This is a genomic window from Myxococcus xanthus (genome assembly GCF_013116825.1).
GTDB lineage: Bacteria > Myxococcota > Myxococcia > Myxococcales > Myxococcaceae > Myxococcus > Myxococcus xanthus_B.
In genome coordinates, this window is the sequence record NZ_JABFNS010000205.1 from 1 (window position 1) to 11,128 (window position 11,128).

9 protein-coding genes and 1 pseudogene are annotated in these 11,128 nt (G+C 71.4%); 2 read left to right on the top strand and 8 right to left on the bottom strand.

Annotated features, from left to right (window positions below; all coding sequences use genetic code 11):
* From HNV26_RS35195 to fabI, 8 genes and pseudogenes are all read right to left on the bottom strand, one after another.
* A pseudogene (locus HNV26_RS35195) lies at positions 1 to 227 on the bottom strand (methyl-accepting chemotaxis protein); the annotation flags it as partial.
* Between the two features lie 76 nt (positions 228 to 303).
* The gene (locus HNV26_RS35200; RefSeq protein ID WP_090492190.1) at positions 304 to 1,371 is read right to left on the bottom strand and encodes a chemotaxis protein CheB; all 1,068 of its coding nucleotides are present in this window, start codon (positions 1,369 to 1,371) and stop codon (positions 304 to 306) included.
* Positions 1,368 to 3,512 (bottom strand): hybrid sensor histidine kinase/response regulator, encoded by a 2,145-nt coding sequence (locus HNV26_RS35205; RefSeq protein ID WP_171445247.1) that lies wholly within the window; start codon positions 3,510 to 3,512, stop codon positions 1,368 to 1,370. The genes HNV26_RS35200 and HNV26_RS35205 overlap by 4 nt, the downstream gene beginning before the upstream one ends.
* Positions 3,502 to 4,050, bottom strand: a complete 549-nt coding sequence (locus HNV26_RS35210; RefSeq protein ID WP_140866650.1) for a chemotaxis protein CheW — start codon at positions 4,048 to 4,050, stop codon at positions 3,502 to 3,504. Before HNV26_RS35210 ends, HNV26_RS35205 begins: the two co-directional genes overlap by 11 nt.
* Entirely contained in the window at positions 4,047 to 5,288 is a 1,242-nt protein-coding gene (locus tag HNV26_RS35215) for a CheR family methyltransferase (RefSeq protein WP_171445248.1), read from the bottom strand. The genes HNV26_RS35210 and HNV26_RS35215 overlap by 4 nt, the downstream gene beginning before the upstream one ends.
* The gene (locus tag HNV26_RS35220) at positions 5,285 to 6,151 is read right to left on the bottom strand and encodes a response regulator (RefSeq protein WP_171445249.1); all 867 of its coding nucleotides are present in this window, start codon (positions 6,149 to 6,151) and stop codon (positions 5,285 to 5,287) included. The genes HNV26_RS35215 and HNV26_RS35220 overlap by 4 nt, the downstream gene beginning before the upstream one ends.
* Before the next feature lie 5 nt (positions 6,152 to 6,156).
* Positions 6,157 to 6,543 (bottom strand): response regulator, encoded by a 387-nt coding sequence (locus tag HNV26_RS35225; protein ID WP_011555982.1) that lies wholly within the window; start codon positions 6,541 to 6,543, stop codon positions 6,157 to 6,159.
* Between the two features lie 185 nt (positions 6,544 to 6,728).
* Positions 6,729 to 7,547, bottom strand: a complete 819-nt coding sequence (gene fabI, locus HNV26_RS35230; protein ID WP_171445250.1) for an enoyl-ACP reductase FabI — start codon at positions 7,545 to 7,547, stop codon at positions 6,729 to 6,731.
* Positions 7,548 to 7,756: 209 nt separating this feature from the next.
* Between fabI and HNV26_RS35235 the strand changes: the two genes are divergently transcribed.
* Positions 7,757 to 10,648, top strand: coding sequence for a 2-oxoglutarate dehydrogenase E1 component (locus HNV26_RS35235; RefSeq protein ID WP_171445251.1), 2,892 nt, complete (start codon positions 7,757 to 7,759; stop codon positions 10,646 to 10,648).
* Positions 10,638 to 11,128 (top strand): biotin/lipoyl-containing protein (locus HNV26_RS35240; RefSeq protein WP_171452982.1); only part of this gene is annotated, 491 nt, incomplete at its 3' end. The genes HNV26_RS35235 and HNV26_RS35240, both read left to right, overlap by 11 nt.

Sequence of the window (11,128 nt, forward strand, 5' to 3'; positions counted from 1 at the left end):
ACCCCCTGCTCCGCCGCCACCGCCAGCCCGCGGGCCACGTGCCGCCCCGCGCTCAGGTAGCTGTCCGCCAGGTCGCTCTCCAGCCGCCGCGTGGCGACACCGGTGAGCAGGGTGGCCGCCGTCGCGCTGATGAGCGCGGTGACGAGGACGAACTTCGGCGCCAGCCCCAGCGACTGGCGGAACTGCTGCGACAACTGGGAGGCGAAGGATTGTTGCGGGAGGCTCACGGAATCACCGCCGGGGAAACGACGTCAGCACGGCACCCGCGCGGAGGCGGGCAGGTGAAACAGGCACAGGAGGAGCTCACCGGGTGGGTCCTCCCTCGGGGCGTCCGCCCCGGAAGGGGGCGAAGGTACAGCTCTGGAGGATGAGCTCCGGCACCGAGGCCAGGGGCACGCCCTGGTCGGTGGCCTTCACATCCAGCGCGGCGCGAGGCATGCCGAAGACGACCGACGACGCCTCGTCCTGGGAGAAGGTGACGCCGCCCGCCCTGCGGATGGCCAGCAGGCCGCGCGCGCCGTCCTCGCCCATGCCGGTGAGCACCACCCCGCCGCTGCGCCGGCCAAAGGCGGCGGCCAGCGACGTCAGCATCACGTCCCCGCTGGGGCACGGTCCGCCCCGGCTGGGCTGCAGGCGCGCCAGCCCGGCCGCGTCCACCAGCAGGTCGTGCCCATCCAGCGGGAAGTACACGCGGCCCGGCTCCAGCCGCTCGCCGTCCTTGGCGATGGCCACCGGCAGCGGCGTCACCTGGGACAGCCAGCGCACCATGCCCTGGGTGAAGCCCACGGTGATGTGCTGGGCGATGAGCAGCGGCACCGGCAGCGAGCGAGGCAGCTTGGACAGCACGTCCGCCAGCGCGGGCGGCCCCCCCGTGGAGGCCACCACACCGAAGATGTCCACCCGCGCGCCCGTGGGCGGCGGCGGCGCGGTGGCCGCACGCGGCCGGCGGGAGATGACGGGCACCTCCGCCATGAGACACACCGAGTGCGCCAGCTCCTTGCCCCAGCGGCGCAGCTCCTCCGCGTTCGTCACGTTGGGCTTGCCGATGAGCTCCAGCGCGCCGGCGCTCATCGCCTGGAAGCCCAGGTCCACGCCGCGCTGCTCCGCGACCGCGCTCACCACGAGGATGCGCGCGGGGGACTGGGACATGATGGCGGCGATGGCCCCCGGCCCATCCAGGCCGGGAAGCAGCAGGTCCATGGTGATGACATCGGGGCGCAGCAGGCGCGCCAGCTGCACGGCGCGGTTGCCGTCTCCCGCGCGGCCCACGACTTCGATGCGCGGCTCCTCCGTGAGGAGGGCCGTCAGCATGTTCGCCATGGTGGGCGAATCGTCCACCACGAGGACCCGGATGGGTCGCTGGACGCTCACGCGCGACTCCCCCGGCGGCTCATGACGTCCAGCACCTCCGCCAGCAGACGGCCCGCGGCGCACTCGCGCTTGCTGAGGTAGCCGTCCGCGCCCGCCTTGAGGCCCCGCTCGCGCGCCACCGAACTGTCATGCGCGGAGACCAGGATGACGGGCAGCGACGCCGTCTCCGGGCGCTCCCGCAGCTTCGCGATGAGCTGGATGCCGTCCATCTCCTCCATGTCCAGGTCGCAGATGACGACGTCGTAGGTGTCCGACTGGAGCCGGTCCAGGGCCCGGGCCCCGCTGGCCGCCAGGTGCACCGTGAAGCCGCCCGCCTCCAGCATGGCCCGGTGCAGCGCCCGCGCGGTGAGCGAGTCGTCCACCACCAGCGCCCGCCGCTGCGCGGACACCTGCACCTGCACCGTCTCCGTCACCAGCCAGTCCGGGCGGCAGATGAGCAGCAGCTCGCCACGGCTGAGCGTGGCCGCGCCCTGCCAGGCCGGCACGTCGCGGACTTCCGACGGCAGCGGACGGATGACCAGGTCCCGGTCCCCCACCACCGCGTCCACCACCAGCGCCACGCGCTTGCCACCGCTCTGGACAATCAGCAGCGGCTGCCCCTCGGCCGGCGGCGCCAGGGCGCGCAGGCCCAGCCGCGCCCCCAGGTCCACCACCGACAACAGCTGCCCCTGGTACTCCAGGTGCGCCCGGCGCTTGCCCAGGCGCAGCGACTCCGCGCGCGCCAGCTGCGTGGCCTCCACTGCCAGCATGGGCAGGCCCACCAGCTGCTCCAGCACGCGCACCACCAGCACCGGCGAGCTGCCCAGGTCCGTGGGCAGCGTCAGCATGAAGCGCGTGCCCTGCCCCGGCGTGCTCGCGACCTCGATGCGGCCCTGCAGGGCCTCCACCGACGCGCGCACCGCGTCCAGGCCCACGCCGCGGCCGGACGTGTCCGTCACGTCCGCGCGGGTGCTGAAGCCGGACCGGAAGATGAGGTCCCGCAGCTGGTTTTCGTTGAGGCGCGCCGTCTCCTCCGCGGTGACGACGCCGCGCTGCTCGGCCAGCCGCCGCACCACCTCCACGTCGATGCCGGCGCCGTCGTCGGACGCCTCCAGGTAGAGCAGGTTGCCCTGCTGCTCCACGCGCAGGGTGAGCGCGCCCTCGTGGTGCTTGCCCGCGCGCTCGCGGTCCGCCGGCAGCTCCAGCCCGTGGTCCACGGCGTTGCGCAGCAGGTGCACCAGCGAGCCCTGCAGCTTCTCCAGCAGGCGCCGGTCCAGCGACACCTCCGCGCCCACCACCGACAGCCGCGCCTCCTTGCCCAGCTGACGGGACAAGTCACGCACCATGCGCTGGAGCGGATCCAGGATGGTGCGCACCGGGCGCGTGGTGATGGCCTTGAGGCCATCCTCCAGCGCGTCGACGATGTCACTCGTCTCCTCACCGTCGGTGCGCAGCGAGCGCGCGGTGCCGGACAGCGCCGTACGCGCCTCCGCCGTCTCCGCCAGCAGCCCCTGCTTCGCCAGCAGCACGGCCACCCGCTCCAGCTCGCGGCCCCGCTCCTCCACGCGCAGGCGCACCTCGCGCAGGCGCTCCACCTCGCGCATCAGCGCCGTCACCTGCCACGACGACACGCGCCAGCCCGCGTCCGCGGACTCCGGCAGCGCGTCCAGCAGGGACACGGGCTCCGCGGACGGCGCCGGCGCGGCGATGGCGGCCAGGCCCCCGGAGGGGCCGACCATGGCCGCGGCCTCTTCGGGCGGCGGCGCGTCCGCCACCAGCTGCGCCAGGGCGGCCGCCGGGTCCGGAAGCGCCTCCCCGCGCCCGTCCGCGTGGGCCTGCGCGCGCAGCAGGAAGAGGTCCAGGCCGTGGAGCAAGATGTCCACCACCGGCCGCGGCATCTTCTGAGGGTTCGCCTTCAGCGGGGCGAGCGCGTCCTCCAGCTTGTGGGCGATGTCGCTCAGGTCCTGCATGCCCAGCGAGGCGGCGCTGCCCTTCAGGGTGTGCAGGTGGCGGCCCAGCCGGACGTAGAGCTTGGTGAGGGCGTCCGTCTCCAGGCCCTCGCGCTCCAGCTCCAGCAGGTCCATGGTGACCTTCTGGACCACTTCCTGGGCCTCGACGGCGAAGCCCGCGACGAGCCCCTGCAGCATCGGATCAACGGGCATGACGGGCTCCCGTGCCGCGCGTGGCGGAGAACAGCCGCTTCAGGTCGATGAGGTGGATGAGCTGCCGGTCCTGCGTGAAGACCTCCATCACCGCGCCCTCCGCGCGCACCCGGGCGGCCTCCACCGCGCTCATGGGCAGCGTGGTGGGGCGGGGAATGGCCTCGCAGTCCAGCGCGCACAGCTCGCCGTCACCGCGGTCCACCACCAGCAGCACCGCCGGGTCCTGCCGCCAGCCGTGGCCGCCCAGCAGCGACGCCAGGCTGAGCGCGGCCAGCACCTGGCCCTGGAAGCGCAGCACCCCGACGACGTGCGGCGCCGACAGCGGCACCGGCGACACCATCTTCAGGGGCAGCGCGGCGCGCAGCGACTCCAGGGAGAGCGCGTAGCGCTCCTCACCGAGCGGGAACTCGGCAATCCAGTGGACCGCCTCCTCGACGGTGTTCTCCCCCTGCTCTCGCAGGCGGGCCGCGCGCCGCTCCAACAGCTCGAGCGCCTCGGCCTCCTGGGCCGCTTCCAACGTCCGCGGGGTGACCTTCATTCGAGCGCCCCCTGGTTGAGGTAGGCGTCAGCGGACGCCTGGTAGAAACGCGCGGGCAGGGCCTCCGGCCCCTCCACGAGTTGGTCAGGAGGGAGCCGCTCCGCGCGCGAGCGCAAGGCGCGCATCAGCGGCACCGCGCCTTCCCGCGCCCCGGAGCGCTCCCGCAGCAGGGCCAGCTCCAGCAGCCCCGGCAAGTAGTCCGGCGCCTGGCGGACCAGGGCCTCCAGCACGGAGGACGCGCCCACCTCGTCACCCTCCTCGATGCGCTCCAACGCATTCAGGTGCAGCCGCGTGGGCGGCGGCGGAGGCGCCGCGGGCACCTCGCGCGCCACCACGGGCATCAGCGGCGCCAACGGGCGGCGGGCCGGCGCCGCCACCGGACGGGCGAGTGCGGCGGCGCGGGACGCGGCGGCGGCGCGGGCGTTCAGCTCGTCCTGCGTGAGGAGGCGGAAGGCCTGCAGCTCCGGCGGCCCCTCGCGGACCATGCCCGCGGGGACGCGGTCCACCTCCACGGCGCCCAGGAACAACCAGCCGCCGGGGTTGAGCGTGCGCGACAGGAGGGTGATGGCCGCGTCACGCGCGGCGGGAGTGAAATAGGTGAGCACGTTGCGGCAGAGGATGAAGTCGAAGCGGCCGAAGCGCTCGGGCAGCGGCGCCAGCAGGTTCGCCTGGGCGAAGGTGGTGATGCGGCGGACGGGGGGAAGGATGGTGACCTCGCGCTCGCCCGTCTCCGAGTAGAGCGGGAAGAGGCGCGGCGCGGACTCACGGCGGGACCACGTCCCGTAGGTGGCGCGGCGGGCCGCCTCCAGGCTCGCCTCGTGGATGTCCGTCCCCAGCACCTCCACGGGAAAGCCGTGCGGCAGCGACGCCTGGAGGCACGCGGCCAGCGAATACGCCTCCTCGCCAGACGCGCAGCCCGCGCTCCAGCCCCGCAGGGCCAGGGCCCCCCGCTGGAGCGCCGCGGGAACGGCCTCGTGGGAGATGAAGCGGAAGTGCTCCGGGTGGCGGAAGAAGTACGTCTCCCCCACCAGGATGGCCTTCACCAGCGCGGTGGCCAGGTGGGAGACGGGATGGAGCAGTTCGCCCAGCAGGTCGGGCGCGGTGCGCCCGCGGGCCAGCTCCGCGCGAACGACGCGGTCCACCGCCTCGGAGGCAATGGCGTCATTGCGAAAGCCGGTGATGCTGGCCACCACTTCCCGCGCGCGGGCCAGCAGCCGCGGGTCGAGCGCTCCGCTCATGCGTTCCGCCCGGCCTCCGCGGCCTCGAGCATCGCGGGCAGCTCCCGCAGGAGCCCCCGCGCGATGAATACCCGCGGGTCCAGGATGGGCAGCGAACGCCCTCCCGACCGCAGCATGCCGATGAGCCCCTCGCGCAGCGGACCATGGTCGGCGCCGCCCACGCGCTCGCGCCGGTCGATGTCCGCCGCCGCGTATTCCTCGGGGTCCTTCACCGTGTCCACGGCGAGCGCCAGCGACACGCCCTCCGCCTCGATGACGACGAGCATGCGCTCCACGCGCGTCAGCTTGTGCTCCACGCCCAGCCGGCGCGCCACGTCCAGCACGCACAGCGCCGCGCCCCGCACCTCCACGTATTCACGCAGGTACGCCGGCCCGGTGGGCAGCGGCCGGGTCGCCGGATGCAGCAGGACCTCCCGCACCGCGTCCAGCGGAATGGCGAACTCCAGCTCGCCCACCGTCACGCGAAGCACCAACAGCGAGCCCGTGCGCGCCCGCTGCCGCGCGCTCGTCATGGCCTCGCCCACCGTCTCCAGCAGTTCGTCCGCGCGGAACGGCTTGGCAAGGAAGGCCTCCGCGCCCAGCCCCAGGCACGCCTCCGCGCGCGACTTCTCCGAGGAGATGATGATGACGGGGATGTCGGCCGTGGCCGGGTCCGCCTTCATCCGCTGGAGGACCTCGTCACCGTCCATCTCCGGCATGGACAAATCGAGCAACACCGCCGCCGGACGCAGGCGCCCCACCTTATCCAGGGCCTCGCGGCCGTTGCTGGCGGTGTGGATGGTGTAGTGGCCGGAGAGGATGGCCCGCTCCAGCGCGAGAATCGCGTCGCTGTCGTCGACGAGCAGCAGGGACGGCAGGCTCACGGCGGTCAGGCCTTGGTGAGGAACTGACGGACCGTTTCCGTCAGCTCGTGGTGGGACACCGGCTTCTGGATGAAGGCGTTGGCGCCGGCCTCGGTGCCGCGCTGACGCAGGTCCACGTTCTTCTCCGCCGTCAGCAGCAGGATGGGCACCGAGCGGACCTGCGGCATCGCGCTGGCGCGCACCTCCTTGACGAAGGTGATGCCATCCATCCCCGGCATGTTGATGTCCGCGATGACCAGACTCACCGGCACCAGCCGCAGAATCTGCAGCCCCCGGGTCGCATCGTCGGCCTCGACGGTCGAGACCTTGAGGTTCATCAGGTAGATCTTGACGATGTTCCGAACCGTCGGGCTGTCGTCCACCAGCAAGACGTTGGTGCTGTGGGTGCTCACTGTGCGGCGGCTCCTGCGCAGGGCCCGCGACACGCGGAGAGTCCTGCGAAACGTTCAAGACTCTACCGTGAGGGCTCTCACGTGAGAACAGGGGGTGGTCCGGCCCGGTTTCCATCCGGGCAGGCAGGTGTCGGATGACCCCAGAGACGACGCCCCCGGGTCCAGATGGTCCCGGGGGCTGGGCCCTACTCGCCGGCGGGCTTGGGCGGGAGCTCGTCCGCGTCCGGCGTCACCGGAGGCGCGCCAATGGCGTGGTAGCCCCCGTCCACGTGGATCATTTCACCGGTGGTGGAGGGCAGCCAATCCGACAGCAGGGCACACGCGGTGCGGGCCACCATGTCGTGGCTGTCCTTCGCGCTCCAGCCCAGGGGGGCCTGCTGGCCCCAGCCGCGCTCCAGGGCCTTGAAGCCTGGAATGCCCTTCGCGGCGATGGTGGACAGGGGACCGGCGGCCAGGGCGTTGACGCGGATGCCCTTGGGCCCCAGGTCGCGCGCCAGGTAGCGCACCGTGGACTCCAGGGCCGCCTTGCACACCCCCATCCAGTCGTAGATGGGCCAGGCGACGCGGTTGTCGAAGTCCAGCGTGACGATGGAGCCCCCCTGCGTCATCAGCGGCAGGCAGGCCACCGTCAGCTCCTTCAGCGAGAACGTGGAGATGCGGAACGCCGTCTGCACACTCTCCCATGGGGTGTTGAGAAAGTTGCCACCCAAAGCATCTTCGGGCGCGAAGGCAATGGAATGCAACACGCCGTCCACCCGGTCCCACCGTTGGCGCAGGGCGTCCGTGAGTGCGGGGAAGTGGGCGGAGTTGGTGACGTCCAATTCCAGCACCTCCATTCCCGGCTTGAGACGCTTGGCGCTCCGCTCGGTGAGGGACTTGGCCCGACCGAAGCCGGTGAGGAGGACCTCGGCCCCCTGAGCCAGCGCGTGCTCGGCGATGCCGTAGGCCAGGGACTGAGGCGTGAGCACCCCGGTGATGAGCAGCTTCTTGCCTTGGAGCAGCATGGAGACAGCCTCGTTGCGGAAGGGGAAAGACAGGAAACGCGTTCTCTACCATTCCTTCCAGGCGGAATGGTTGAAGTTGCACTCACCTGGGGCATGAATGCACCTGCTCCGCGGCAATGGGTGCGGCTTATCAGCCCGCTGCCGGGCGCTACAAAAGGCGCTGCTAAAACCCCCCAACGGGGCGCCCATCCAGTAAAAGACGACACGCCATGGCGAATTTCCAGGACACGTTTCTTTCCGGCGCCAACATCGACTTCATCGAGGGCCTCTACGCCCGTTATCTGGAGGACCCCTCCAGCGTAGATGCAAGCTGGCGGGAGGTCTTCGACCGCAGCAACGGCGCCGGACGACCCATCTTCAGCACCCGGCTGCTGGAGCCCGTAGCGGCTCCAGCGGCGGCCAAGGAGGGCGGCAAGGGCGCCGCACCCAAGGCCCAGGTCGCGCTGGCGCCGCAGCCCGCCCTGGTGGCCGCTCCCGGCCAGTCCGTCCAGGACATCTCGCTGCAGGCGCGCGTGGACCACGTCATCTTCGCGTTCCGCCTGCGCGGCCACCTGCGCGCGAAGCTGGATCCGCTCGGCCGTCCGCGCCCGGCGCTGGCGCACGTGGCGGACGTGGCCCTGGTGGATGACAGCCACTTCACCGACGCCGAGGCCCAGCAGCTCGTGGAGACCAATGGCGTGTTCGGCGAGCAGCGCGTGCGCCTGGCGGATCTGCTGGCGCGCCTGCGCCGCACGTACACGGACACCATCGGCGTCGAGTACATGCACATGCTCGACAGCGAGCGCCGCCGCTGGCTGATGCACCGGATGGAGTCCAACGAGAACCGCACCGACTTCTCCCCGGACGAGTGCCGGCACATCCTCACCAAGCTGTCGTACGCGGAGGGCTTCGAGCACTTCCTCCACACCAAGTACGTGGGCGCCAAGCGCTTCAGCCTGGACGGCGGCGAGGCGCTCATCCCCATGCTGGACGCGCTGGGCGAAGTGGCCACCGGCATGGGCCTGAGGGAGATCGTCATCGGCATGGCCCACCGCGGCCGCCTCAACGTGCTGACGAACATCCTGGGCAAGCAGCCGGATCAGATCTTCAGCGAGTTCGACGGTCCCCGGAACCCGCAGGACTACCTGGGCCGCGGCGACGTGAAGTACCACATGGGCTTCTCGTCGGACCACACCACGCGCCAGGGCCGCAAGCTGCACCTGTCGCTGGCCTTCAACCCCAGCCACCTGGAAGCGGTGGACCCGGTGGTGGAGGGCCGCGTGCGCGCCAAGCAGGACCGCGCCGGCGACACCGAGCGCACCGGCGTGATGCCGCTGCTCATCCACGGCGACGCGGCCTTCATCGGCCAGGGCGTGGTGGCGGAGACGCTCAACCTGTCCGGCCTCAAGGGCTACAACACGGGCGGCACGGTCCACATCGTCATCAACAACCAGGTCGGCTTCACCACCGACCCGCACGACTCGCGCTCGTCGCTCTACTCCACCGCCATCGCGCAGATGCTGGACATCCCCATCTTCCACGTGAACGGGGATGATCCGGAGGCCTGCGTCCACATCGCGCAGCTGGTGGCCGAGTACCGCCAGACGTTCAAGACGGACGTCGTCATCGACCTGGTCTGCTACCGCCGCTACGGCCACAACGAAGGCGACGAGCCCTCGTTCACGCAGCCGGCGATGTACGACATCATCCGCAAGCACCCGACGGTGCGCACGCTCTACGCGGCGAAGCTGGCGGAGCAGAACAAGGTTCCGGCCGAGGAGTCGGAGGCCATCAAGCAGCGCTGCCAGCAGGAGTTCGACGCGGCGCTCACCCGCGCGCGCCAGGAGAGCCAGTTCAAGGAGCCCAGCGCGCTGGAGGGCCTGTGGAAGCCCTACCAGGGCGGCTCGCTGAAGAGCGCGCCGGACGTGTCCACCGCGGTGGACAAGCAGGTGCTGTGCGATGCGCTGCGCAAGCTGTCCACGCTGCCGGAGGGCTTCAACGTCCACCGCGACGTGGAGCGCACCGTCATCAAGAAGCGCCTGGGCATGCTGGACAGCGGCGAGCTGCAGTGGAGCGAGGGCGAGTCGCTGGCCTACGCCACGCTGCTCTCCGAGGGCTACAACATCCGCATCACCGGCCAGGACTGCGAGCGCGGCACCTTCAGCCACCGTCACGCGGTGGTGCACGACGTGACGACGGGCGAGAAGTTCGTCCCGCTGCGCCAGTTCATCAGCGGCAAGAGCAAGAACGGCTTCCACATCCACAACAGCCCGCTGTCGGAGATGGGCGTGCTCGGCTTCGAGTACGGCTACAGCCTGGACGTGCCGGACGGCCTGACGGCCTGGGAAGCGCAGTTCGGCGACTTCGGCAACGGCGCGCAGATCATCATCGACCAGTTCATCGCCGCCGGTGAGAGCAAGTGGCGCCGCCTCAGCGGCCTCACCCTGCTGTTGCCGCACGGCTACGAAGGCCAGGGCCCGGAGCACTCCAGCGCGCGTCTGGAGCGCTTCCTGGACCTGTGCGCCGAGGACAACATCCAGGTCTGCTACCCCACGACGCCCGCGCAGATCTTCCACCTGCTGCGCCGCCAGGTGCTGCGCCCGGTGCGCAAGCCGCTGGTCATCATGTCGCCCAAGAGCCTGCTGCGCCGGCCGGAGGCCACCAGCAAGGTGGAGGAGCTGGCCACGGGCACCTTCCAGGAAGTCATCCTGGACCGGGTGGACCCGGCGGGCGTGACGCGGCTGCTGCTGTGCAGCGGCAAGGTGTACTACGACCTGGTGAAGGCGCGGGACGAGCGCAAGGACGAGAGCATCGCCATCGTCCGGCTGGAGCAGCTCTACCCGTTCGCCTCCGACGTGCTGGCGGGGCTCATCGCGAAGATGCCGAAGCTCGCCGAGCTCCTGTGGGTGCAGGAAGAGCCGCGCAACGCTGGCGCGTGGCACTTCATGTTCCCCCGCCTGCACGACCTGGCCTCCACGCAGTCGAAGCAGCAGGTGAAGATCGGCTACATCGGTCGCGCCGAAGCCGCCAGCCCCGCCACGGGCTTCCCCAAGACGCACGAATACGAGCAGCAGCTCATCATCGAGGAAGCCATCCTCCGAGGGACCAAGAATGGCCGTTGAAATCAAAGTGCCCCCCCTGGGCGAATCCATCACCGAAGCCGTCGTCGGCAAGTGGAACAAGAAGCCGGGTGACGCCGTCACCGCCGACGAGCCGCTCGTCGTCCTGGAGACCGACAAGGTCACCATCGACGTGCCGGCGCCGTCCGCGGGCTCGCTGTCCAGCATCGCATTCAAGGAGGGCGACAAGGTCCGCGTGGGCGAGGTGCTCGGCCTCGTCGAGGCTGGCGCCGGCGCTCCCGCCGCCAGGCCCGCCGCGGCTCCGGCTCCGGCTCCTGCCGCCGTGCCCGCCCCCGCCGCCGAGGCGCCCGCGGCGTCCGACGCGCGCTCCACGCCCACCGCGCGCAAGGTGGCCGAGGAGAACCGGGTGGACATCTCCCAAGTGAAGGGCAGCGGCGCCGGTGGCCGCGTGCACAAGGACGACGTGCTGGGTCAGCTCAACCGCCCGGCCACGCCCGCCGCCCCGGCGCAGCCCGCCGGCCC

Bases quoted from the DNA above. Each gene is read 5' to 3' on its own strand.
- HNV26_RS35210 (WP_140866650.1), bottom strand. From the start codon at position 4,050: ATGAAGGTCACCCCGCGGACGTTGGAAGCGGCCCAGGAGGCCGAGGCG.
- HNV26_RS35215 (WP_171445248.1), bottom strand. From the start codon at position 5,288: ATGAGCGGAGCGCTCGACCCGCGGCTGCTGGCCCGCGCGCGGGAAGTG.
- HNV26_RS35235 (WP_171445251.1), top strand. From the start codon at position 7,757: ATGGCGAATTTCCAGGACACGTTTCTTTCCGGCGCCAACATCGACTTC.
- fabI (WP_171445250.1), bottom strand. From the start codon at position 7,547: ATGCTGCTCCAAGGCAAGAAGCTGCTCATCACCGGGGTGCTCACGCCT.
- HNV26_RS35205 (WP_171445247.1), bottom strand. From the start codon at position 3,512: ATGCCCGTTGATCCGATGCTGCAGGGGCTCGTCGCGGGCTTCGCCGTC.